The organism is Rhizobium ruizarguesonis (genome assembly GCF_017357285.1).
GTDB classification, from domain to species: Bacteria; Pseudomonadota; Alphaproteobacteria; order Rhizobiales; family Rhizobiaceae; genus Rhizobium; species Rhizobium ruizarguesonis.
The window spans coordinates 1,648,700-1,671,823 of the sequence record NZ_CP071678.1 but is presented as its reverse complement, the minus strand read 5'-3'; the positions used below and the strand labels follow the sequence as shown (position 1 = coordinate 1,671,823).

Here is a 23,124-nt window from a genome sequence, read left to right as displayed (position 1 = left end):
CACGATGCTGGAGCGCGCGACGAGTACGATCAGAACCGCGGGCCTGCTGCTTGCGGCCTATTTCGTGCTCAACATCGCGCTGCGCATCGCGCTTCCGCATTCGCTGGAGCTCGATGAAGCCGAGCAGTCTTTCTTCTCGCAATATCTGCTGGCGGGCTACGGCCCGCAGCCGCCCTTCTACAACTGGATGCAATATGCCGTCGTTTCGGTGACGGGCATGTCGATCGGCGCGCTGATCGTTCCGAAGAACATCCTGCTGTTCCTATCCTATCTCTTCTACGGCCTTGCCGGGCGACGCGCGCTGAAGGACGAGGCGCCTGCCGCCGTCGGCATGCTGGCGCTGATCACCCTGCCCCAGGTCTCCTACATGGCCCAGCAGGACCTGACCCACACGACGGCGCTGCTCTTTGCCAGCTCGCTGTTTCTCTACGGCTTCTTCCGCACCCTCGACCGGCCTGACATGGCGAGCTATCTCCTGCTCGGGCTTGCGACCGGCATCGGGCTGATCTCGAAATATAATTTCGCGCTGATGCCTGTCGTCTCCTTGATCGCCATCCTGCCCGATGCCGAATGGCGGCGCAGGGCGTGCGACTGGCGCATGCTGGCCGCGATCACTGTCGCGCTCGTCATCGTCCTGCCGCACGCGATCTGGCTGCAGGGCAATCTCGGATTCGCCTCTTCCGACACTCTGGTCAAGATGGCTGCCGGCAGTGAACCGGCCGGCGCCGTGCGGATCGGCAAAGGCCTTCTCGCCTTTCTCGTCGCCATCATCGCCTTTGCAGCGCTGCCGGTCGTGATCTTCGCCGCCACCTTCCGCCGGGATTTTGTCCGGGCGCTTTCGGCGGGCAATCGCTGGACTGGGATGATGGAGCGGATGATGCTCGCAAGCCTCGCCGGCATCGTTCTGATCGTGTTGTTCACCGGCTCCACCACGGTTCGCGAGCGCTGGCTGGACCCGTTCCTGCTGGTGCTGCCGATCTATTTCCTGGCGAAAATGCAGGCGGCCGGGCTCGACCTTTCCGCCGGGCTGCGCCGCCTCCGGCAGGTCGCGCCGGTGCTGATGGCCTGCGTGCTGATCGCACTCGGCTTTCGTGTCGTCGGCGCCGGGCTGATTGGCGCCTACAGCAGGCCGAATGTACCGATGGCCGGTTTTTCGCGCGAGATGACGCGACAGGCGCAACCGGCGCTGGTGATCGCCTCCGACACCTATATCGGCGGAAACATGCGGTTGCAATTTCCCGATGTGCCCGTCGTGATCCCGGATTTTCCGACACCCGGCATTCCGGCCTATGCCGAGGCCAAGGGGCCGGTGCTGATCGTCTGGCGCGGCAAGAAGACGGCGACGGCTGCGGATGCGGTCATGCCGGAGCGGTTCTCATCAGCGCTGACGGCGGCCGGCATCGCGCTGCAGGAGATCGGCTCGCTCTCGCTTCCCTATTATTTCGGCCGCCAAGGCGATAATTTCGCGCTCGGCTACGCCTGGGTTCGGCCGGAGACCAGATAGAATGACCGAGACCAACCGTCGTGACATCAGTTGGATTTTCGTTCTGCTGGCCGCCTATTTCGTGCTTCAGGTCGGCGTGCGGCTCGCAACCTCGCATTCGCTCGATCTCGACGAGGCCGAACAGGCCTTCCGCTCGCAATGGCTTGCCGCCGGCTACGGCCCGCAGCCGCCCTTCTACAATTGGCTGCAATACACCGTCTTCCAGTTTGCCGGCGTCTCGCTTACCGCCCTTTCTATCGTGAAGAACCTTCTGCTCTTCATCTCTTACGTGCTGTATGGCCTGACCGCGCGACTCGTGCTGCGCGACAAGGCGCTGGTGGCGATCGCCACATTCGGGCTGCTGACCATCCCTCAGATGGCTTTCGAGATGCAACGCGACCTGACGCACACGGTCGCGGTGTTCTTCTCGGCCAGCATCTTCTTCTACGGCTTCATTCGCACCCTGAAGCAGCCGAGCCTGGGCTCCTATCTCATCGCCGGCATCGGCATCGGTTTCGGCCTGCTTGCCAAATATAATTTTGCGATCCTGCCGGCGGCAGCCCTGATTGCCGCGCTTTCGGATGCGCGCCTGCGGCCGCGGATCTTCGACTGGCGGCTGGTGCTAACGGCGGCAGTGGCGCTCATCATCATCCTGCCGCATCTCTTCTGGCTGAAGGACAATCTCGATTTCGCCACCGCACGCACCCTGGAGAAGATGACCGCGAGCGGCCATGCGAGCTACCTCACACAGGTCGCCATGGGCGTCAGTTCGCTGGCTCTCGCCATCATCAGCTTTGCCGGATTGACCGTGGCGGTGTTCGCGGTCGTCTTCGGCAGGAGCCTTCGTCCGGCACTGGCTGCCGGTTCGCAATGGACGCGGCTGCTCGAGCGGATGATGCTCGTCTTCCTGGCCGGCATTCTGCTTCTGATCGTCTTCGGCGGTGCAGCCGGCATCAAGGATCGCTGGCTGGTGCCAATGCTCTTCATCCTGCCGCTCTATTTCTGCCTGAAGATCGAGGCCGCAGGCGTCGCGACAGACAGGGCGTTCCGGCGTTTCATACCCATCGTCGCCGTCATCATGATCGGCGTGCCGGCCACCCTTTACGGCAGTGTCGCGGCCGCACGCTTCACCGGCCATTACGAACGGCTGAACAGGCCTTATGCCGGCATGCTGGACATCCTGCGCAAACAGGCCGAACCGGCGGCGATCCTTGCCGGGGACAGCCTGCTCGCCGGTAATCTCAGGCAGGATATTCCCGGCGTGCCGGTCCTCTCGGTGGATTATCCCGGCTTCAACCCGGATCTCTCCAGTCGGCGGCCACTTCTCCTGGTGTGGCTCCTCCCGCAGAAGGGGGGAAGCGAAGCGCTTCCGCCTGATATGGCTGAATGGCTGCAGGCCAATCTCGGCGCGTCCGCACCGCAGGCGTCGGTGATCGACGTGCCTTATTTCTATGGGCGCGGCGACGACCGCTATCGTTTCGGCTATGCCTGGGTCAACCAGCCGGGCTGAGCGGCATCAGGATTTCAGTTCCTTCCAGGCCAAATCCAACGCCAGTTTCGTGATACTTGCTATTTCAATCACTTCAGTGTCGCTGATGGCCAACTACGGCGAGGCCAGCACGCGATTGCGGGTTGCTCTACTATGCTTGGAGACGACTGGGCCATCGGTTCGTTGGCCTATCCATCTTGATTGAGTATTGTAAAAGTATTGTATTTGTCACATAATCAGAGCAGGGAGTAAATTTACATGGCACGGGCAAAAACCTTTTCCCTTGGCGATACCTATGACGGGATCCTATCGGATCTTGTCCGCAATGGCCGGTTCGGCACCGAAACCGAGGCCGTGCGGGCAGGCATCCGTATGCTCGCCGACCACGAGCTGAAAATACAGGCGCTGCGTAGGGACATTCAGGCGGCGGACGCCGAGATCGAAGCCGGCCTCGGCAAGGAATACGCTACCGGCGCGGATCTCCTCAAAGACGTCATGAACGAAAGCTAGGGCCATCAAACCGAAACGCCTGATTATCGCTCCATCCGCCATTGAGGATCTGCGGAATATTCGGCGCTATATCGCCGAGAGCAGCCCCCACTACGCGCAGGAATTCATGGCCGATCTGACCGCGAAGATCGCCTGGATCGCCGAAGTGGACTTCACCGGATCTCCCCGCGACCACATTGCGGAAGGCCTGCGCGGCCTGCCCTATCGGAACCGCTGCATCTATTACCGCTCCTATCACGACCGCATCGTGGTCCTGCGCGTGAAACACGGTGCCGAAGATATCAAGCCGCAGGATTTTGAACTCTAGGCCCGAAGGCTTTCGCTAGACTGATAGCGGCTTTCCCTATGGCTGGCTCGACGAGCCGGGCAGAGCGCAATCAGGATTTCAGCTCCTTCCAGGCCAAATCCAGCGCCAGCCTGGTAATCCTCGCCATCTCGTCCACCTCGGCGTGGCTGATGACGAGCGGCGGCGAGGCGAGCATGCGGTCGCCGGTGGCGCGCAGCACGAGGCCGTTCGCCAGCGCGTGGTTGCGCACCAGCGCACCGACCTCATCGGGCTTGGCATAACGGGTGCGCGTGCTCTTCTCGGCGGCAAGCTGCAGGCCGCCCATAAGGCCGATGCTATCGGCCTCGCCGACCAGATCATGTTCGGCGAGCGCTGCCCAGGCCCTGCCGAAATAGGGACCGATATCGTCGCGCACACGTTCGACCAGTCTTTCCTCCTCGATGATGCGCAGATTTTCCAGTGCGGCGGCAGCGCAGACCGGGTGGCCGGAATAGGTGAAGCCGTGGTTGAAGTCGCCGACATCGTTGATCAGCACATCGGCGATGCGGTCGCTGACGAGCACGCCGCCGATCGGCAGGTAGCCGGAGGAAAGCCCCTTGGCGATCGGCGCCAGATCGGGCTCGACGCCGAAATACTGATGGCCGAACCAGGCGCCCAGCCGGCCGAAACCGCAGATCACCTCGTCGGTCACCAGCAGGATATTGCGCGCCTTGCAGATGCGGTCGATCTCCGGCCAGTAGGTCTCGGGCGGGATGATGACGCCGGCAGCGCCCTGCACCGGCTCGGCAACGAAGGCAGCGACATTCTCCTCCCCGAGTTCGTCGATCTTCACTTCGAGCTCGCGGGCAACCTTAAGACCGAATTCGGCGGGTGAGAGATCGCCGCCCTCGCCGTACCAATAGGGCTGGCCGATATGGACGATGCCCGGGATCGGCAGGTCGCCCTGCTCATGCATGAATTTCATGCCGCCGAGGCTGGCGCCGGCGACGGTCGAACCGTGATAGCCGTTCTTCCTCGATATGACGATCTTCTTCGACGGCTTGCCGATGGCGCTCCAATAGACGCGCGCCATGCGGAACCAGGTGTCGTTCGCCTCTGAGCCGGAGCCGGTGAAGAAGATGTGGTTGAACCGCTCCCCGGCATGGGAAGTGACCTTTTCCGCAAGCAGTGTCGCTGGCGTCGAGGTCGTGCCGAAGAAGGTGTTGTAGTAGGGCAGCTCATTCATCTGCCTGGTGGCGGCGTCGGCGATCTCCCGGCGGCCATAGCCAATATTGACGCACCAGAGGCCGGCGAAGCCATCGAGATATTTCCTGCCGTGATTGTCGAAGATGTAGACGCCCTCGCCGCGCTGGATGATACGCGCGCCCTCGGCATTCAGCTTCTTCATGTCGGCGAAGGGATGCAGGTGGTGCGCAGCGTCGATCGCGGCAAGATTCGAGGGTGGGTAAGTATCGGGCATGACTGGTAAAAGACCCTCGCGGATTGAAAGGCTGATGTCGATGAGATAGGAGCTTGGCCTTGTCCCGGAGGATTTTCAAGGTCATGGCGAGCGACAGGATGGACGGCAAGGCCGACGGCGGCGATCCGCGCTTCGAGATCCTGATCGTCGGCATGAACGGCGACCTGCGCGGCAAGCAGCTTCCGCCCAGCGCCGAAGACAAGGTCTGGGCCGGTGACATCCGCCTGCCAACGTCGACGCAGTCGCTCGACATCTGGGGCGACGATAATGACGATCTCACCGGCCTGTCGCTGACGATCGGCGATCCCGACGGCAAGGTCGTCCCCGACCGGCGTAGCCTGGCGCCGATGCCCTGGGCGCCTGAGGGCTCGATGCAGGTGCTCGCCACCATGCATGAATTCGACGGCAGCCCGAGCTTCATGGATCCACGCGCCATCCTCGCTTCGGTGGTCGAGCGCTATGCGGCGCGCGGGCTGACGCCCGTCGTCGCCACCGAGCTGGAATTCTACGTGATGTCGGGAGACTGGCGCGAGACCGGACGACCTTGCCCGCCCGAAAGCCTCACCTATCGCGGCGAGCCGAACGGTTTCCAGCTCTACGACATGAGCGCCGTCGACGCGCTCGATGGCTATTTGCAGACGCTGAGGGCCTATGCGAAGGCGCAGGACCTGCCTGCGGATGCGACAACGGCGGAGTTCGGTCCGGGCCAGTTCGAGGTCAACCTGCTGCACCGCGCGGACGCGCTGGCTGCCGCCGACGATTGCCTCTATCTCAAGCGCATCGCCGAACAGGCGGCGCGCCGGCACGGGTTGAAATCGACCTGCATGGCCAAGCCCTATTCCGAACATGCCGGCTCCGGCCTGCATGTGCATGCGAGCATCATCGACGGGCAAGGCCGCAACATCCTCGATGCCAAGGGCGGCGAGCCGAAGCTGCTCAAATCGGTGACATCAGGCCTGCTCGATACCATGCGCGCGGCGCAGCTGATCTTCGCCCCCTTCGCCAATTCCTACCGCCGCTTCCAGCCGGGCTCGTTTGCGCCTGTCGATCTGACCTGGGGCAGCGGCCATCGCGGCACGGCGATCCGCATCCCCGACAAGGATGGTCCGGCCGCACGCATCGAACATCGCGTCGCCGGCGCCGACGCCAATCCCTATCTGCTGCTGGCGGCGATCCTCGGCGGCATGCTCGCCGGCCTCGACGGCGAACTCGACCCCGGCGAAGAGACGACGCCCTCGCACATACCTGCGAATACGACCCGACTGACGCATGATTTCCTCAGCGCCGTCGAGACCTTCCGCACCTCGCCCTTCATCGCCGATATCGTCGGCGCACGTTATCAGGCGCTCTACGGCGACACCAAGCGCAAGGAAGCGCTTGCGCATCTGCGCACGGTTTCTGATTTCGACTACCGCACCTATCTGCCGCGGCTCTGAAATTACGCGGCGGCCGACTTACGCGGCGGGCTCGCGACGTTCGCTGGCGTCCACCTGCGCGGCGAGACCCTGCTTGACGAGAACCTTCAATTCGCCCGGATGCAGCCGGATCGAGACATCGCGTTGGAGCGGCAGCAACTCGCCGTCCATGACGCAATTGGCTTTGGAGCGCAGTTTGGGGAAATGCAGGTGCACCTCGGCCGGGTGCATCACCATGACATCGGCATTCTCGCGGACCTTGCCGCGCAGCATGTCGATGGCGAGACGGGCGACGCCGAGAGGCTTCAGCGGATTTGCCGTATAGAAGCCGAGTTCGCCGCTTGTCAAATTATCGGCGTAGAGCAGCGCATTCTCACCGAAGGGATTGTTGGAGACTGATATCGCCGACACCCTGCGGCGCTCGCGCATGCCGGCCGCCTCGAACTCGACCTCGAATTCCGGCGGATTGAACACGACGCCCAATGCCGCCTTCGTGCTTGCCCGGATCTTGCCCAGCCGGGAACGATAGCTGTAGGCGTTGCGGTAGCGCACCATGCGGGCATGCAGGCCGGCGGAAAACTGGTGGATGAAGGGCCGGCCGTTGGCGCTGGCGATATCGACATTGTCGACCTCGCCGGAGGCAAGCACATCAAGCGCCTGCCAGATATCGAGCGGCACACGCAGCGAGCGGGCAAAGAGGTTCATCGTACCGGCAGGCACGACGCCGAGCGCAATGCCGTTTTTCCAGGCGATCGATGCCGCCGCCGAAATCGTGCCGTCGCCGCCGCCGGCGACGATGCCGTCGATATCATCGCGCTTGGCCGCCCGCTCCATGGCGGGGATGATTTCCTTTCCGGAGAAGACGATGGCGTCGAAATCGTGCCCCGCTTCGCGGAAAGCCGCCTCCGCCCTCTTTTCGTAGGCCAGCATATCGGTGGTCTTGAAGGTACCGCCGTCGCGATTGAAAAAGCCTACAAGCTTCATGAGAGCTCCCGTCTGTGGCGCGGAAATGCTCCTGCCTTGCCCTTGAGATGGTTGCAGTATCGGCGATTTCAAGCGCAGCCATCTTTCCGGAGAAAGGGCAGAAATGCAAAAATTGCAATAGACGTATGCACATAGCAGGACGCTGCACTGCAAAAAATGCACTCGACGGCAGCCGAGAGGTCACGGATAGATGGCGTATCGGAGACATCGTCTCCACCTCCCGCCATTTCCACCGATCGGCTCGCGGCCGCGCCTGCGCCAGGGGCCATTGCCAAGCAGAAACCGCCTCGAGGAGCTCTCGTGAGTGAGATTGCCGCCAATATTTCGGTCGATAGCCGGAACTCCATTGATAGCCAGGATGAAAAGCTGCCATCGGCAATGACCGTGGCGCTGGTTCAGCTGGCGCTCGCCTGCGGCGGCTTCGGCATCGGCACCGGCGAATTCGCGATCATGGGGCTGCTGCCCAATGTCGCCGAAACCTTCTCGGTCACCACGCCGCAGGCCGGTTACGTCATCAGCGCCTATGCGCTCGGCGTCGTCGTCGGCGCACCGGTGATTGCCGTGCTCGCCGCGAAGATGGCGCGCCGCACGCTGCTTTTGATGCTGATGCTGATCTTTGCCGCCGGCAATATATCAAGCGCCATGGCGCCGACCTTCGAAAGCTTCACGCTGCTGCGCTTCGTCAGCGGCCTGCCGCATGGCGCTTATTTCGGCGTCGCGGCCCTTGTCGCCGCCTCGATGGTGCCGGTGCATCGCCGCGCCCGTGCCGTCGGCCGTGTCATGCTCGGCCTGACCGTTGCGACACTTCTCGGCACGCCGTTGACGACATTCTTCGGCCAGTCGCTCGACTGGCAGGTGGCGTTTTTCTCGGTTGGCGTGCTCGGCCTGCTGACGGTGGCGCTGATCTGGTTTTACGTTCCGAAGGACAGGGTTTCCGAGGAAGCTGGCTTCCTGCGTGAACTCGGCGCCTTCCGCCGGCCGCAGGTGTGGCTGACGCTCAGCATCGCCGCCGTCGGTTACGGCGGCATGTTCGCGATGTTCAGCTATATCGCCTCGACGACGACTGAGGTGGCGATGCTGCCGGAAACAGCCGTCCCGATCATGCTGGTCCTCTTCGGTGTCGGCATGAATGCGGGCAATTTCATCGGCTCGTGGCTCGCCGACAAATCGCTGCTCGGCACGATCGGCGGGTCGCTCATCTATAATATCGTCGTGCTGACCACCTTCTCGCTGACCGCCGCCAATCCCTATATGCTGGGGCTTTCCGTTTTCCTCGTCGGCTGCGGTTTTGCCGCCGGCCCGGCGCTGCAGACGCGGCTGATGGATGTCGCCGCCGATGCGCAGACGCTTGCTGCCGCTTCCAACCATTCCGCCTTCAACATCGCCAATGCGATCGGCGCCTGGCTCGGCGGCCTCGTCATCGCCGGGGGCTACGGTTTTGCGGCGACCGGCTACGTCGGTGCAGCGCTATCCTTTCTCGGCCTTTTCGTCTTTGCAGCCTCGCTACGCCTCGAGCGCCGCGACCGGAGCGCGCAGGCCGTCTGAGGCCAGGCGCAGCTCGCGGCCTTCCGGGCTGCAGAAGACATAATCGTCACCCCAGGCGGCCAACGCCTGGATGACAGGCTTCAGCGTCAAGCCGAGCGGCGTCATTGCATATTCGACCCTTAGCGGCACGACCGGATAGACGGTGCGTGATACCAGACCGGATTCTTCCAGTTCACGCAGTTGCTTGGTCAGCATGCGTTGGGTCACGGCCGGCAGCTTACGCCGCAATTCATTGAAGCGCAGCGTTCCTTGCATCAGATGAAAGAGGATGACGCCCTTCCACTTCCCGTCGAGGTAAGTCAGCGTCGCTTCGACCGGGCAGCCGGGGAAATTCTTGACGAGCTTGGCGCGCGGCAATGACATTTTACAGTATCCTTTTGGGTACTACGTACAGAATTTGTGCATTCTTGCGTTGTCAGACCATAGTGCGCATCTAGCTTCCGTGCAACGAACACAGGAGTTTCCCATGCGCGCCGTCGCCTATAAAACGCCCCAGCCGATTTCCGCCGAGACCTCGCTGATCGATGTCGAGCTGCCGACGCCGGAGGCAAGAGGCCACGATCTGCTCGTCGAGATCAAAGCCATTTCGGTCAATCCCGTCGACGTGAAGGTGCGCGCCCATTCCGCGCCGCCCGCAGACGAACTCAAGGTGCTCGGCTGGGATGCCGCCGGCATCGTCAAGGCCGTCGGCGCCGATGTCACTCTGTTCAGGCCCGGCGACGAGGTATTCTATTCCGGCGTCATCAGCCGCCCGGGCAGCAATGCCGAATTCCATCTCGTCGACGAGCGCATCGTCGGCGCCAAGCCGAAGAGCCTCGACTTCGCGGCCGCGGCCGCCCTGCCGCTCACTTCGATCACGGCCTACGAAGCGCTGTTCGACCGGCTGAAGGTGCAGGACGCGGTTTCGGGAGCGGCACGCTCCATCCTGATCATCGGCGGCGCTGGCGGCGTCGGCTCGATCGCCATTCAGATCACCCGGGCATTGACCGACCTGACGGTGATCGCCACGGCCTCGCGACCGGAAACGCAGGACTGGGTGAAGGAACTCGGCGCGCATCACGTCGTCAACCATTCCCAACCGATCGCGCCGCAGGTGGCAGCGCTCGGCCTCGGCGCGCCGGGATTCATATTCTCGACCACCAATACCGACAGCCATATCGGCGAGATCGTCGAAGCGATCGCGCCACAGGGCCGCTTCGCATTGATCGACGATCCGAAGACGCTCGACATCGTGCCCTTCAAGCGCAAGGCCGTCTCCGTTCATTGGGAACTGATGTTCACCCGCCCGCTCTACGGCACGCCCGACATGATCGAGCAGCACAAGCTGCTGAACAAGATTTCCGAGCTCGTCGACGGCGGAAAGATCCGCACGACGCTTTCAGAGATCGTCGGGCCGATCAATGCGGTGAATCTCAAGACAGCGCATGCCATGGTCGAAAGCGGCAGGATGAAGGGCAAGGCGGTGCTTGCAGGATTCTGAGATTGTGGCCAGGAGGGCCGGTGTTTTCGGACCCGCAAGCTCACATAGACCATACCCGTCCATAATGCCGCATCGCAGGGTGCGGCATTATGGCGTTAAGCATTTACCCCGCTTGACTTTTTTCGCGTTCGGGACCACCTAGCATCACACGTGGACGACACTCGTCAGCCACGGATTTTAACGGAGCCATCATAACGATGCCAAGCGACAGTAGCAGTCGATTGCCTTTGCCGTACGCGGCCCTCGTGCGCTGACCGACTCCTGTCGGCTCGCCCGATCGGACGCTACGGCGGATCGACGGAAAGGCGAGCCTCAAATGAATATCAATCGCTTCCCCCTTCGGGCAGGCCATGCCGCCCGTGCCTTTATCAACAACAGCCGCGGCGCAACGATCGCCGAACGCGTCGAATCGTTGAACGCGCTGAGCGTCCAAGACGCCGGGCGTATCTTGTCCGGCATGGCGCTGGACTATGCCGTCAACATTCTCGACCGGCCGGAGCTTCGCAACGCCGCACAGATCCTGGCGCTAATGGGCGCCGAGGACGCCGCACGGCTGCTGCACGGCATGTCCAACGACCGCGTCGCCGACGTGCTGCTCGAACTCGACGGCGAGACCCGCGCCCGGCTGTTCTCCAGCCTCGACGAGCCGGTGCGCATCGCGATCCAGCATCTGATGGGATATCCGCCGCGCACGGCCGGCGGCATCATGACGACGGAATTCGTCAGCGTGCCTGACAGCTGGAGCGTCGCCCGCACACTCGACCATGTACGCCAGGTCGAACGCTCGCGCGAGACCGTCTACGCCATCTATGTGCTCGACGAGGTCAGCCATGCGCTGCTGCATGTGGTGACGCTGCGTCGCCTCATCACCGGCGAGCCGGACGCTTCGATCCTCTCTGTGGCACAGAAGGGCGCGCCGGTTTCGGCGGATCCGCTGATGAAGCAGGAGGATGTCGCCCGGCTGATCCGCAAGCACGACCTGCTCGCCCTGCCCGTCACCGACGAACATGGCCAGATGCTCGGCATCGTCACCGTCGATGACGTGATCGACACGATGATTGCAGACACGACGGAAGCGGCCCAGAGGTTCGGCGGCATGGAGGCGCTCGGCCAGCCCTACATGAAGATCAGCTTTGCCGGCATGATCCGCAAGCGCGCCGGCTGGCTCGCTGCGCTGTTCCTCGGCGAGATGCTGACGGCAAGCGCCATGCAGCATTTCGAAGGCGAGCTGGAAAAGGCCGTGGTGCTGACACTGTTCATCCCGTTGATCATGAGCTCGGGCGGCAATTCCGGTTCGCAGGCGACCTCGCTGATCATCCGGGCGCTGGCGCTCGGCGAGCTGAAGCTTTCGGACTGGTGGAAAGTGCTCTTGCGCGAACTGCCGACCGGCGTCGTGCTCGGCGCGATCCTCGGCCTGGTCGGCTTCATCCGCATCGTCTTCTGGCAGTCGGCCGGGCTCTACGATTACGGCCCGCACTGGCAGATGGTCGCCGTCACGGTGTTTGCCGCCCTGATCGGGATCGTCACCTTCGGCTCGATCTGCGGTTCGATGCTGCCCTTCGTGCTGCAGAAGCTCCGGCTCGATCCGGCCAGCGCATCAGCCCCCTTCGTCGCCACGCTGGTCGATGTCACCGGGCTCGTCATCTACTTCTCGGTGGCGCTGCTCATCCTCAGCGGGACGCTGCTCTAACCCGCAAGCAAGCCCCGAGGGGAATTATTTTCCCTCGGGCAACTTCAACGGCCCATGCGTCTTCATGCTGCGGATGGCGAAGTTCGAGCGGATGTCGCTGACATTCGGCAGGGTCAATAGCGTTTCCGTCAGAAGCCGTTCGTAGGCGGCGAGATCCTCCACCACCACTTCGGCGAGGAAATCGGCCGTGCCTGAAATCAGGAAGCAGGAGACGATCTCGGGGATGGCGAGCAACGCCTTCTGCTGCGCCTCGGAATTTTCGCGGCTGTGCTGGACGACCTTGAATTCGACGAAGACGGTCAGGCCGAGACCGACCTCCTTGCGGTCGATATCCGCCGTGTAACCGCGGATGATCCCGGACCGTTCGAGATTGCGGATGCGGCGCAGGCAGGGCGACGGCGAAAGATTCACCTTCTCGGCAATCTCGACATTGGTAGCCCGCGCATCCTCCTGCAGGCACTTCAGTATGGCGATATCAAATTTATCGAGATTTGGCATTTTCGCGATCCCCATCGGCATCAATTGGCAGAAGATTGCGCATAGCATGCTTTTTGAGCTAGAGATAGCAAGGACATGCCTTGGCCTCTGGCGCTAATCTTTTCCTCAACCGGACAGGCTCCGGACGGAGGAAAGGATTAAAACGATGACCACCATTGCTTTCACGAACGACAAGTCGCCGTCGCAGGTACTGGGTTATGCCGGCGGCACTATTACCGTGCTGATTTGGGCGACATGGTTTCTTGTCACCCGCCACAGCGCCGCAACGCCCCTCGGCTCGATCGATATCGGGCTGATCCGCTTCGGAATTCCGGCGCTGGTGCTTTCGCCTGTCTGGCTGAAGACGGGACTGCTGCCGAAGGGCCTGCCGCTTCACCTTCTGGCGATCATGGTGTTCGGTTCGGGCGCCGTCTTCTTCCTGCTGACCACGCTGGCAATCCATTCCACGCCGGCGGCCTCTTCGGGGATTCTGCTCGGCGGCTCGATGCCGCTCGCCGCGGCGCTGATCGGGATTGCGCTGTTTCGCGAAAGACCTGACGGCACACGCATCGCCGGGCTTATCGCAATCGTTGCCGGCGTGCTGATCCTGCTCACGCGCAGCCTTGCAGACGCCTCGCTGCCATGGACGAGCTTCGTGCTGCTGCCGGCCGGCGCCATTCTCTGGGCAAGCTATACGCATGCCTTCCGCCGCTCCGGTCTGACCGCCGTACAGGCAAGCGCCCTGATCGCCGTCTGGTCTTTCCTGATCATGGGCGCGCTTGCCCTCACCTTCGGCATCTCGCTGCCAGAGGCTACTCTCCCGGAGATCGGCCTGCAGGTGCTAAGCCAGGGCGTTCTTTCCGGCCTCGTCGCCATGGTCGCCTACGGCACCGCCGTCAGAACACTCGGCGGAACACAGGCTGCCGCCTTCACGGCGCTGACGCCGGTTCTCGCTACGCTTGGCGGCGGCTTGTTGCTTGGCGAAGCAATCGGCATGACGGAAATCAGCGCCGCCGTGATCACCGGCATCGGCGTGGCGCTGTCAACGGGTATCGCCACGCCACGCCGCTGAAATCCAACAGCAACAGCAGATCGAAAGCCGCCTGCAGCCATCGCTGCGGCGGCTTTTTCAATGGAGAGGGCGTCGTTACCGAGCTTGGAACGGACACGTCAGGCCTGGATGACGACGACCCTGGCGCCGACTTCGACGCGGCTATAGAGGTCGATCACATCGTGGTTCATCATGCGGACACAGCCGCTCGACATGGCAAGACCGATCGATTGAGGCTGGTTGGTGCCATGAATGCGAAAATGCGTGTCGTTGCCGCCGCGATAGAGATACATCGCCCGCGCACCGAGTGGGTTGTTCGGGCCGCCCGGCATGCCGCCGGCAAGCTTGCGATAGCGCTCTTCGCGGCGCTGCATGTTTTCCGTCGGCGTCCATTTTGGCCACTCGGCCTTGCGGCCGATATAGGCGTTACCAGCAAATGCCAGCCCCTCGCGGCCGACACCGACGCCATAACGCATCGCCCTGTTATCACCGAGGACGTAATAGGCGCGACGCGCAGGCGTGTCGACGACCACGGTGCCGGCAGGATGCGTGGTTTCGTAGGCCACCTCCTGGCGGCGGAGCTCCGGCTTGATCTTGTCGATCGGCACCTGCCTCAACGGGAATTTTTCATCCGGAAGTGCGGCGTAATTCGTCTGGCTGTTCAGGCCGGTCGAAGAGCAGCCGGCCACGAAAAGCGGGAGAGCGATCAGGAAGCCCCGGCGCGAGATCGTCATGAATGTGTCCTTAGTGCGTCAACACGATGTCGCAAGCTAAGGAAATTATGGTTAACGAACGGCTAACAGCCTCCAGCAGGAGGCGATCACGAAGTCGTCAGCGCGTGGAAATTGTCGGCCGCGACGATAAATCCGCCTCACATATTCGGGTAGACCGGCCCCTCGCCGCCCTGCGGCGGCACCCAGTTGATGTTCTGGTTGGGGTCCTTGATGTCGCAGGTCTTGCAGTGCACGCAGTTCTGGGCGTTGATGACGAAGACGTCCTTGCCGTCCTTCTCAACCCATTCATAAACGCCGGCCGGACAGTAGCGCGTCGACGGGCCGGCATAGATGTCGTGTTCCGAACTCTTCTGCAGCGCCATGTCCTTGACCTGCAGATGCACCGGCTGGTCTTCCTCGTGATTGGTGTTCGACAGGAACACCGAGGACAGGCGATCGAAGGTCAAGACGCCATCGGGTTTCGGATAGGCGATCGGCTTGTGCTGCGAGGCCGGCTCCAGGCTCTCAGCATCGGTCTTGCCGTGCTTCAGCGTGCCGAAGAAGGAGAAACCGAGGAGCTGGTTCGTCCACATGTCGAGCCCGCCGAGCGCCACGCCGAGCGCGGTACCGAACTTCGACCACAGCGGCTTGACGTTGCGCACACGCTTCAGGTCGCGGCCGATGTCGCCCTTGCGCCATTCATTCTCGATCTCGATCACGTCGTCATGGCTGCGGCCGGCGGTAATCGCCTCGGCGATCTTCTCGGCCGCCAGCATGCCCGACAGCACCGCATTGTGGCTGCCCTTGATGCGCGGCACGTTGACGAGACCGGCCGAACAGCCGATCAGCGCGCCGCCGGGGAAGGAAAGCTTCGGCACCGACTGGTAGCCGCCCTCGGTGATGGCACGCGCCCCATAGGACAGCCGCTTGCCGCCCTCGAAAGTGGTGCGGATCGCCGGATGCGTCTTGAAGCGCTGGAATTCCTCGAAGGGATAGAGATAGGGGTTCTTGTAATTGAGGTGGACAACGAAGCCGACGGCCACCAGATTGTCTTCCAGGTGATAGAGGAAGGAGCCGCCGCCGGTCTTCATGCCGAGCGGCCAGCCGAAGGAGTGCTGCACCAGGCCCGGCCTGTGGTTCTCGGGCTTGACCTGCCAGAGCTCCTTGATGCCGATGCCGAATTTCTGCGGTTCACGATCCTTCGAAAGGTCAAACTTGGCGATCAGCTGCTTGGCGAGCGAGCCGCGCACGCCCTCGCCGATCAGCACGTACTTGCCGAGCAGTTCCATGCCGCGGGTATAGTTCGGGCCGGGCTCGCCGTTCTTCTCGATGCCCATGTCGCCGGTGGCGACACCGATGACGGCGCCTTCGTCATTGTAGAGCACTTCGGTTGCGGCAAAGCCCGGATAGATCTCGACGCCGAGTTCTTCGGCCTTGGTCGCCAGCCAGCGACAGACGAGCCCAAGCGAGACGATGTAGTTGCCGTGGTTGTTCATCAGGGGCGGCATCAGCACATTGGGCAGGCGAACAGAGCCGGCCGGACCGAGCAGCAGGAAGTGATCGGCGGTGACTTTGGTCTTAAACGGATGATCGGCCTCGTCGCGCCAGCCGGGCAGCAGCCGATCAATGCCGATCGGATCGACGACGGCGCCAGAGAGGATATGCGCGCCGACTTCCGCGCCCTTCTCCAGCACGACGACGGAGAGCTCCGGATTGACCTGCTTCAACCGGATCGCCGCCGCAAGGCCGGCAGGACCGGCGCCGACGATCACCACGTCGAATTCCATGCTCTCGCGTTCTGGCAGCTCAGTCGTCTCGGTCATTCACTCGTCTCCGCTTGGCGGCACGCGGCCGTCATCCCCGTCATGGCACTTTCTTGTCAAAACGAGAAAGCATTGTCGAGCCGGGATACGACAGCCAATCTTCCAATTCGCACAATGATGACGCCTCGTGCGGCAGAATTACATAACGCTTACGTCAACGTCAATTATCAAACGCTGCCGAACCGGTCACATCCCCTTTCCTTTTCCGCCGCTTGCGCCTTATACATCGCTCAAAGCTATCGGAGGACAATCATGGATCTCGGCATCAAGGGCAAACGGGCACTCGTCCTCGCCTCCTCGCGCGGCCTCGGCCTCGGCATCGCCGTGGCGCTGGCGCGGGAGGGCGCAAACGTGCTGCTCTGCGGGCGCAGCGGCGAACAGCTGGAGGCCAATTGCAAGGCGATCAATGGTGAAGGCAACGGCCGGGCCGACTGGATCTGGGCCGATCTCGGGGACGAACGCTTCGTCGAGATGACGACGACGGCGGTGAAGGAGAGGTTCGGCGGGCTCGATATCCTCGTCAACAATACCGGCGGACCAACGCCCGGCACGACTGAGGACATGACGGGCGAAAAGCTCGAAAGCTATTTCCTCTCCATGGTCGCGCGGGTGATCACGCTCACCAATGCGCTGCTGCCCGGCATGAAGGCGCAGGGCTGGGGCCGCATCCTCACGGTTGCCTCATCCGGCGTGATCGAACCGATCGCCAACCTGGCGCTGTCGAATACGCTGCGCCCGGCCCTTGCCGGCTGGAGCAAGACGCTTGCCTCCGAAGTGGCGGGCTTCGGCGTCACCACCAACCTGCTCTTGCCCGGCAGCATCCTGACGGCGCGGCTCGACGATCTCGACGGCGCTGCGGCAAAGCGGACCGGCAAGAGCCTCGAGGAGATCCGTACCGACAAGGAGGCGCGCATTCCGGTCGGCCGCTATGGCAAGGTCGAGGAATTTGCCGCAACGGCTGCCTTCCTATGCAGCCAACCGGCAAGTTATATCACCGGCTCGCTCATCCGTTGCGACGGCGGCGCGGCGCGGTCCGTCTGACCATTCCCTCTCAGCCGACGTGGGCCGCCGTCGCCCATGTCGCCACACTTCGGATCATCTGTTCGACGTTCGCCGGATCATCCGCAAGTTCGGCGAGTTCGGAAAGCCGATGGAATCCCGTCAGGACTGCAATGCGCCGCCGGTCGAGCCTGCGGCCGGTCAGCATTTCATAGGCCGATATGATGCGGGCGGTCAGATCGGGCGAAATGAAATTCGAGTAGATGAATTCCTGATGCAGCGGGCCAAAGCCTGAATCGGCGAAATCATAAATGCCGTTCAGCCTCCTTTGCGCATGATCGAAGGCCATGTTCCAGCCATGACCGTCGAAGAAGCCGTAGATGTTGCCGTAAGGGTCGGGCGGCAAGGCTTCGAAATCTGAAATAATGGCCTGCGCAAAGCTCCTGATGTCAGGCGGCAGCAGCGGCAAAGCCTTTATTCGCACCGTATCGGGCGATTGCCATGGCTGGATCGTTCCTGCACCGGCCGACCGTATGCGATCGACATCGAGCACATGCAACTCGGCGTAAAAACGCGCGAGATCTTCCGCGAGGCGCTGACGATCGCTTTCGCCAAGCGCATCGTAATCTTCGGCAATGAGATGTTCGCCCTCGAGCTTGGCATGGCTGGAGAAGATCGGCGGCCCGTCGTGAATGCGCATGTCGGGAACCGCCATCGACAGCGACGGTCGAACAATGTCGAGCAAGGCGGCTTCCTTCACAAGCGCTCTTTCCGCGCCGAGATTGCGGGGAAACTTGAAGATCAGCGTGTCATCGACGTCGACGGCAAGCGAATCCCAGCCCCTCGCCGCCAGCTTGAAGACGGAGGCCGTCAGTTCAGGAAATATGCTTGTTATGAGAGAGCGAAATTCGCTGGTGTCCAACTCGGTCATGACGACCTGCCTTCTTGGTTTTTCCCGTGTTCTTCCCGCGCGCTGAACGGCAGGCGGATCGACATCGCCCTCTGCCGAACCGCTTGCGTCTCTGCCGCCAAACGGCATTGGGTAACACTGACGCTATATTAGTATAGTTTGAATATTACGGAATATTCATTACAAAAATTTAAGCCGTTATAACCACTTAGTGATCACACCCCGGGAATTATGTCTTTTTTGCGCCGCAATATAAGTGGCTCAATCGGGGCATAATATTCGCAACCTTGCTCCCGCAACCTTGCCCAAAGACCGGTCTCGCCCATGAAGAAATTTTGGATCACCGTCAGCGTTATCGCAGTTGCCGCCGTCGGCGTCTGGCAATTCGGGAATATGGTCTCTTATGCCTCCCGCATACCCTACCTCTCGCAGTTCACCAAGCAGCCGGAAGCCAGCAATGGCGGCGGGCAGCAGGCGCAGGCCGATCAGGTGCAGGCCAATCAGGCGCAGGATGGTGGGCAGCATCAGGGCGGCGGGCGCAGACGCGGCGGCGGCCCAACCGTCGTCAAGACTGTTGCAGCCGTGAAAACGACGCTGCCGATGGATGTGACGGCGACCGGCTGGGCCGATGCCGATGACAATACGACCATTGCCGCGCAGGAACAGGGTCTGATCGTCAGCATCGATGCCGAGGACGGAGCGACGGTTAAAGCCGGCGACCTGATCGCCAAGCTGGACGACCGGACGGCCAAGGCGACCGTGGACAAGGACAACGCGATGATCGTGCGCGACACGGCAACCCTTTCGGAAGCCGCGACCGCATTGACCCGCGCGCAGGACCTCTTCGACCAGAAGGCCGGCACCCAGCAGGCCCTCGACCAGGCCGTAGCCGCCCGCGATACCGCCGCGGCCACGGTGGAAGCCGACAAGGCGTCCCTTGCCTCCGATCAGATCATACTTGAGCACACCGACATCCGCGCTCCCTTCGACGGCCGGCTCGGCGATATCGCCATCAGCAAGGGCGCTTTCCTCAATGCCGGCGCGGCAATCGTCACCATCGCGAAATACGATCCGATCTATGTGAAATTCCACCTGCAGGAGCGCTACCTGCGTGAGCTGAAGAAAGCCCTGGCGGCCGGCCCGGTCGAGGTCAGCACTTCTCCCGATTCCACCAAGGGCGAAGTTCGCAAGGGCGAGATCAGCTTCTACGACAACACGGTCGACACCGCCTCGGGCACGATCCTCGCCAAGGCGAAATTCGAGAATGCCTCCGGCGCGCTCTGGCCCGGCCAATCGGTCAATATCGTGGTGCACTTCAACAATGACGAACAGCAGGTGGTGGTGCCGACGGTTGCCGTCAGCCCCGGCCCGGAGGGTTTCTTCGCCTTCGTCGCCACGGACGGCAAATCGCATCTGACGCCTGTCACCGTCGCCCGCGCAAATGGCGGCTTCACCGCCATCGCCTCAGGTCTTTCGGAAGGCGACCATGTCGTTGTCGAAGGCCAGGGCCAGCTCAGCGACCAGCAGGCCATCAACGAGCAGTTCAACGAAAAGACGCTTGATGTCGCCTCCGCCGAAGAGCCTCAGCAACAGCAGCAGTCCGAGACGATCGCGGTGGGGGCTGAGCAATGATCCTCCCTAATTTCTGTATCCAGCGTCCCGTCGCGACGACGCTGCTGGCCATCGGCGTCATTCTGGCCGGTCTTGCCGGTTACCAGCTCGTGCCGGTCGCGGCACTGCCGCAGGTCGATTTTCCCACCATCAACGTTTCGGCGCAGTTGAGCGGCGCCTCGCCGCAGACGATGGCGACCTCGGTTTCGACGCCGCTGATCAAGCAGTTCGAGACCATTCCCGGGATCACCGAAATCAGCGCCTCCAGTTCGCTCGGCAGCACCAGCATCGTGCTGCAGTTCGACCTCAGTCGTAATATCGATGCGGCCGCAGCCGACGTGCAGGCCGCGATTTCGCATGCCACCCGGCAACTGCCCGACAATCTGACGACGCCGCCGAGCTATCGCAAGACGAACCCCGCCGATGCGCCTGTCATGCTGCTCTCGGTGCAGAGCAACACCATGCCGCGCAGCAAGCTTGACGACATCGCCGAGAACATCATCTCGCCGTCGCTTTCGACGCTTCCCGGCGTTGCCCAGGTCAGCGTCTACGGTGCGCAGACCTATGCCGTGCGCGTCGAGGTCGATCCCAACAAGCTTTTGACCCGCGGCATCGGCATCGACACCGTCAACAAGGCGCTTGCTGCCGCCAACAGCCAGCAGCCTGTGGGAACGCTGCAGAACAATTCGCAGAGCATGACCATCACGGCGAACACGCAGCGCACCAGCGCCGAACAATTCCGTTCGCTCGTCATTGCCAATCCGAACGGCGCGCCGATCCACCTCGGCGATATTGCCGACGTACAGGACAGTGTTGAGAACCAATATACCGGCAGCTGGTATGACGGCCAACGCGGCATCATCCTCGCCATCCAGCGCCAGCCGGACGCCAACACGGTCGATGTCGTCGATGCTATCAACGCCAAGCTGCCGCAGCTTCACGCTGAAATTCCGCCCTCGGTCAACACGGTCGTCATGAACGACGCCGCAAAGCCGATTCGCGATGCCATCTCCGATGTGAAGTTCACGCTGCTCCTGACGATCGGCCTCGTCGTTCTCGTCATCTACCTCTTTACCGGCCATGCCACAGCAACGATCATTCCCGGGCTTGCCGTTCCGCTGTCGCTGATCTCGACCTTCGGGATGATGTATGTGCTGGGCTATAGTATCGACAACATCTCGCTGCTCGGGCTGACGCTCGCGGTGGGGCTCGTGGTGGATGACGCTATCGTCATGCTCGAAAACATCCTGCGCCATGTCGAAGAAGGCATGCCGGTGCGGGAAGCGGCGATCAAGGGTGCGGGCGAAGTCAGCTACACCATTATTTCCATGTCGGTTTCGCTGATCGCGGTGTTCATCCCGATCCTGCTGATGGGCGGTGTCGTCGGCCGCGTGTTCAACGAATTCGGCATGGTGGTTGCGATCGCGATCATCTCCTCGGCAATCGTCTCGCTGACCGTCACGCCGATGCTCGCCTCGCGTCTGTCCAACCCCCAGAGCCGCCCGCCGCTCATCATCCGCATTTTCGATGCCGGCTTCGAGCGGACGCTGCGCGGCTATGACAGGGCGGTCGGCTGGTGCCTTCAGCATCGCGTCATAATCCTCGGCGTTTTTCTCGGCTCGGTGGCGCTGACGATCTATTTCTTCATGGTGCTGCCGACGAGCTTCTTCCCACAGGAGGATATCGGCCGCCTGACAATCAGCACGCAAGCCCGGCAGGACATTTCCTATTCCGCGATGTCGGCGCTGCAGCAGCAGGCGGCAGCCGTCGTGAAAGCGAACCCGGCAGTCAACCATGTGATGTCGACGATCGGCGGCAACCCCAACAAGCCGCAGAACAACGGCTCGATGTTCGTCGAACTCAAGGACAAGAAACAGCGTGCGCCGCTTGACCAGACGCTGCGCGAGCTGCGCACGGCGATCAACAAGATCCCAGGCTTACAAGCCTTCGTGACGCCGAACCAAAGCCTGCGCTTCGGCGGCCGCCAGACCGCCAGCCAATATCAGTTGGTCGTGCAGGCGCTGAACGTCGACCAGACCAACCTCTGGTCCGGCAAGATCCAGGCAGCGATGCGCAAGGATCGTCTCTTCACCGACGTGACGTCGGACGCCCAGAACAACGCCCTGCAGGCCAATATCGTCATCGATACCGAGCGGGCAGCCGCCTACGGGATCGACAACGACACGCTGCGCACGACGCTACAGGAATCCTTCAGCGGATATTCCGCTGCGGAAATCCAGTCGACCGGCGACAGCTACGACGTTATCGTCGAATACGACACGAGCAAGCCCTGGGATGATCAGAAGCTCTCGGAAATCCGTGTCGCATCGGCCAATGGCAGCCTGGTGCCGCTTTCGAACTTCGCGCATGTCGAGCGCACTGTCGGCCCTGTGACCATCAACCAGACGGGCCAGCTCGTCTCGACCACCGTTTCCTTCAACCTGCCGGAGGGCGTATCGCTCAGCGACGCGACGGCCAGGATTGATCAGATCAAGACGGAACTCAGCATGCCGGCCGACGTCTTCACGTCCTATGGCGGTACGGCTGAGATTTTCGAGCAGTCGCAGGGCAATACGCCTTATCTGATCCTGGCGGCGGTGCTGACCATCTATGTCGTGCTCGGCGTGCTCTATGAAAGCTTCATCCATCCGCTCACCATCCTGTCCGGCCTTCCGGCCGCGGCATTCGGTGCGCTGTTGGCGCTTGATATCATGGGCTTTGACCTGTCGATCATCGCCCTTATCGGCCTCTTGATGCTGATCGGCATCGTCAAGAAGAACGCGATCATGATGATCGACGTGGCGGTGGAGACCATGCGCACGACCGGCGAAAAGGCGACGGTAGCGATCCACGAGGCCTGCGTGCGACGCTTCCGGCCGATCATGATGACGACCTTCTGCGCCCTGCTCGGCGCCTTGCCGATCGCGCTCGGCACCGGCGCAAGTTCGGAACTGCGCCAGCCGCTCGGCATCGCCGTCGTCGGCGGCCTGATCGTCTCGCAGATGCTGACGCTCTTCATCACCCCGGTCATCTTCGTCGAGATGGACCGCTTCGGAAACTTCCTCGGCCGCCTGATCGGCCACAAGAAGGTTGAGGAGCCAGAGCTGGAAGAGGCAAGGGCGATGGCCGCCGAGTAACGGCGGTCTGCAAGCCTCGGCTCTGCTGATTTGCCTGGAGACTTGCCTCTTCTCTCAAGCTT

Annotated in this window: 19 protein-coding genes; 12 read left to right on the top strand and 7 right to left on the bottom strand. The window is 62.2% G+C overall.

Annotated features, from left to right (window positions below; genetic code table 11):
• The first annotated feature begins 4 nt into the window (after positions 1-4).
• The 4 genes from J3P73_RS08280 to J3P73_RS08265 all read left to right on the top strand — a co-directional run bounded on the left by J3P73_RS08280 (position 5) and on the right by J3P73_RS08265 (position 3,789).
• Positions 5-1,504, top strand: coding sequence for an ArnT family glycosyltransferase (locus J3P73_RS08280; protein ID WP_018071005.1), 1,500 nt, complete (start codon positions 5-7; stop codon positions 1,502-1,504).
• 1 nt (position 1,505) lies between these two features.
• The gene (locus J3P73_RS08275) at positions 1,506-2,993 is read left to right on the top strand and encodes an ArnT family glycosyltransferase (RefSeq protein WP_018071004.1); all 1,488 of its coding nucleotides are present in this window, start codon (positions 1,506-1,508) and stop codon (positions 2,991-2,993) included.
• Between the two features lie 237 nt (positions 2,994-3,230).
• Positions 3,231-3,482 carry a ribbon-helix-helix domain-containing protein gene (locus J3P73_RS08270; RefSeq protein WP_018071003.1) on the top strand — a complete coding sequence of 84 codons (252 nt, stop codon included), beginning with the start codon at positions 3,231-3,233 and terminating at the stop codon, positions 3,480-3,482.
• Between the two features lie 4 nt (positions 3,483-3,486).
• Positions 3,487-3,789: a type II toxin-antitoxin system RelE/ParE family toxin gene (locus J3P73_RS08265; RefSeq protein ID WP_029768329.1), complete on the top strand. Its 303-nt coding sequence runs from the start codon at positions 3,487-3,489 to the stop codon at positions 3,787-3,789.
• 70 nt (positions 3,790-3,859) lie between these two features.
• Here the strand turns inward: J3P73_RS08265 and J3P73_RS08260 are convergent, their stop codons facing one another.
• Positions 3,860-5,227, bottom strand: coding sequence for an aspartate aminotransferase family protein (locus J3P73_RS08260; protein ID WP_207579865.1), 1,368 nt, complete (start codon positions 5,225-5,227; stop codon positions 3,860-3,862).
• An 83-nt stretch (positions 5,228-5,310) separates the two neighbouring features.
• Here J3P73_RS08260 and J3P73_RS08255 point away from each other — a divergent pair, with 83 nt between their 5' ends.
• The gene (locus J3P73_RS08255; protein ID WP_032995735.1) at positions 5,311-6,663 is read left to right on the top strand and encodes a glutamine synthetase family protein; all 1,353 of its coding nucleotides are present in this window, start codon (positions 5,311-5,313) and stop codon (positions 6,661-6,663) included.
• An 18-nt stretch (positions 6,664-6,681) separates the two neighbouring features.
• Here J3P73_RS08255 and J3P73_RS08250 read toward each other — a convergent pair whose 3' ends face one another.
• Complete coding sequence (locus J3P73_RS08250) at positions 6,682-7,626, bottom strand: diacylglycerol/lipid kinase family protein (protein ID WP_018070999.1); 945 nt, start codon at positions 7,624-7,626, stop codon at positions 6,682-6,684.
• Positions 7,627-7,926: 300 nt separating this feature from the next.
• On the opposite strand from J3P73_RS08250, the gene J3P73_RS08245 reads away from it, so the two are divergent.
• A complete protein-coding gene (locus tag J3P73_RS08245) occupies positions 7,927-9,171 on the top strand; it encodes an MFS transporter (RefSeq protein WP_018070998.1) in 1,245 nt (414 codons plus the stop codon).
• On the opposite strand, the gene J3P73_RS08240 is transcribed toward J3P73_RS08245, so the two are convergent.
• Positions 9,130-9,534 carry a winged helix-turn-helix transcriptional regulator gene (locus tag J3P73_RS08240; RefSeq protein ID WP_207579864.1) on the bottom strand — a complete coding sequence of 135 codons (405 nt, stop codon included), beginning with the start codon at positions 9,532-9,534 and terminating at the stop codon, positions 9,130-9,132. The two genes, J3P73_RS08245 and J3P73_RS08240, sit on opposite strands and share 42 nt — an antisense overlap.
• 103 nt (positions 9,535-9,637) lie before the next feature.
• On the opposite strand from J3P73_RS08240, the gene J3P73_RS08235 reads away from it, so the two are divergent.
• Together J3P73_RS08235 and mgtE are read left to right on the top strand one after the other, a co-directional pair.
• Positions 9,638-10,651 carry a zinc-binding alcohol dehydrogenase family protein gene (locus tag J3P73_RS08235; protein ID WP_018070996.1) on the top strand — a complete coding sequence of 338 codons (1,014 nt, stop codon included), beginning with the start codon at positions 9,638-9,640 and terminating at the stop codon, positions 10,649-10,651.
• A 316-nt stretch (positions 10,652-10,967) separates the two neighbouring features.
• Complete coding sequence (gene mgtE, locus J3P73_RS08230; RefSeq protein ID WP_018070995.1) at positions 10,968-12,341, top strand: magnesium transporter; 1,374 nt, start codon at positions 10,968-10,970, stop codon at positions 12,339-12,341.
• 24 nt (positions 12,342-12,365) lie between these two features.
• On the opposite strand, the gene J3P73_RS08225 is transcribed toward mgtE, so the two are convergent.
• Positions 12,366-12,887, bottom strand: a complete 522-nt coding sequence (locus J3P73_RS08225) for an Lrp/AsnC family transcriptional regulator (RefSeq protein ID WP_018070994.1) — start codon at positions 12,885-12,887, stop codon at positions 12,366-12,368.
• A 97-nt stretch (positions 12,888-12,984) separates the two neighbouring features.
• Here J3P73_RS08225 and J3P73_RS08220 point away from each other — a divergent pair, with 97 nt between their 5' ends.
• Positions 12,985-13,890: a DMT family transporter gene (locus tag J3P73_RS08220; RefSeq protein WP_018070993.1), complete on the top strand. Its 906-nt coding sequence runs from the start codon at positions 12,985-12,987 to the stop codon at positions 13,888-13,890.
• Between the two features lie 98 nt (positions 13,891-13,988).
• On the opposite strand, the gene J3P73_RS08215 is transcribed toward J3P73_RS08220, so the two are convergent.
• A complete protein-coding gene (locus tag J3P73_RS08215) occupies positions 13,989-14,603 on the bottom strand; it encodes a L,D-transpeptidase (protein ID WP_164567912.1) in 615 nt (204 codons plus the stop codon).
• A gap of 137 nt (positions 14,604-14,740) precedes the next feature.
• Positions 14,741-16,405, bottom strand: coding sequence for an electron transfer flavoprotein-ubiquinone oxidoreductase (locus J3P73_RS08210; protein ID WP_130686192.1), 1,665 nt, complete (start codon positions 16,403-16,405; stop codon positions 14,741-14,743).
• A 252-nt stretch (positions 16,406-16,657) separates the two neighbouring features.
• On the opposite strand from J3P73_RS08210, the gene J3P73_RS08205 reads away from it, so the two are divergent.
• On the top strand, positions 16,658-17,446 hold the full coding sequence (locus J3P73_RS08205) for an SDR family oxidoreductase (RefSeq protein ID WP_130771290.1): 789 nt from the start codon (positions 16,658-16,660) through the stop codon (positions 17,444-17,446).
• A 10-nt stretch (positions 17,447-17,456) separates the two neighbouring features.
• Here J3P73_RS08205 and J3P73_RS08200 read toward each other — a convergent pair whose 3' ends face one another.
• Complete coding sequence (locus J3P73_RS08200; protein ID WP_164567911.1) at positions 17,457-18,335, bottom strand: phosphotransferase family protein; 879 nt, start codon at positions 18,333-18,335, stop codon at positions 17,457-17,459.
• 303 nt (positions 18,336-18,638) lie between these two features.
• Between J3P73_RS08200 and J3P73_RS08195 the strand changes: the two genes are divergently transcribed.
• Entirely contained in the window at positions 18,639-19,946 is a 1,308-nt protein-coding gene (locus tag J3P73_RS08195) for an efflux RND transporter periplasmic adaptor subunit (RefSeq protein WP_130771288.1), read from the top strand.
• Positions 19,946-23,062 carry an efflux RND transporter permease subunit gene (locus J3P73_RS08190; RefSeq protein WP_207579997.1) on the top strand — a complete coding sequence of 1,039 codons (3,117 nt, stop codon included), beginning with the start codon at positions 19,946-19,948 and terminating at the stop codon, positions 23,060-23,062. The genes J3P73_RS08195 and J3P73_RS08190 overlap by 1 nt, the downstream gene beginning before the upstream one ends.
• Positions 23,063-23,124: the final 62 nt, after the last annotated feature.

Bases quoted from the DNA above. Each gene is read 5' to 3' on its own strand.
- J3P73_RS08220 (WP_018070993.1), top strand. From the start codon at position 12,985: ATGACCACCATTGCTTTCACGAACGACAAGTCGCCGTCGCAGGTACTG.
- J3P73_RS08250 (WP_018070999.1), bottom strand. From the start codon at position 7,626: ATGAAGCTTGTAGGCTTTTTCAATCGCGACGGCGGTACCTTCAAGACC.
- mgtE (WP_018070995.1), top strand. From the start codon at position 10,968: ATGAATATCAATCGCTTCCCCCTTCGGGCAGGCCATGCCGCCCGTGCC.
- J3P73_RS08210 (WP_130686192.1), bottom strand. From the start codon at position 16,405: ATGACCGAGACGACTGAGCTGCCAGAACGCGAGAGCATGGAATTCGAC.
- J3P73_RS08215 (WP_164567912.1), bottom strand. From the start codon at position 14,603: ATGACGATCTCGCGCCGGGGCTTCCTGATCGCTCTCCCGCTTTTCGTG.
- J3P73_RS08205 (WP_130771290.1), top strand. From the start codon at position 16,658: ATGGATCTCGGCATCAAGGGCAAACGGGCACTCGTCCTCGCCTCCTCG.
- J3P73_RS08275 (WP_018071004.1), top strand. From the start codon at position 1,506: ATGACCGAGACCAACCGTCGTGACATCAGTTGGATTTTCGTTCTGCTG.
- J3P73_RS08270 (WP_018071003.1), top strand. From the start codon at position 3,231: ATGGCACGGGCAAAAACCTTTTCCCTTGGCGATACCTATGACGGGATC.
- J3P73_RS08200 (WP_164567911.1), bottom strand. From the start codon at position 18,335: ATGACCGAGTTGGACACCAGCGAATTTCGCTCTCTCATAACAAGCATA.
- J3P73_RS08225 (WP_018070994.1), bottom strand. From the start codon at position 12,887: ATGCTATGCGCAATCTTCTGCCAATTGATGCCGATGGGGATCGCGAAA.
- J3P73_RS08255 (WP_032995735.1), top strand. From the start codon at position 5,311: ATGGCGAGCGACAGGATGGACGGCAAGGCCGACGGCGGCGATCCGCGC.
- J3P73_RS08235 (WP_018070996.1), top strand. From the start codon at position 9,638: ATGCGCGCCGTCGCCTATAAAACGCCCCAGCCGATTTCCGCCGAGACC.
- J3P73_RS08280 (WP_018071005.1), top strand. From the start codon at position 5: ATGCTGGAGCGCGCGACGAGTACGATCAGAACCGCGGGCCTGCTGCTT.
- J3P73_RS08240 (WP_207579864.1), bottom strand. From the start codon at position 9,534: ATGTCATTGCCGCGCGCCAAGCTCGTCAAGAATTTCCCCGGCTGCCCG.
- J3P73_RS08260 (WP_207579865.1), bottom strand. From the start codon at position 5,227: ATGCCCGATACTTACCCACCCTCGAATCTTGCCGCGATCGACGCTGCG.
- J3P73_RS08195 (WP_130771288.1), top strand. From the start codon at position 18,639: ATGAAGAAATTTTGGATCACCGTCAGCGTTATCGCAGTTGCCGCCGTC.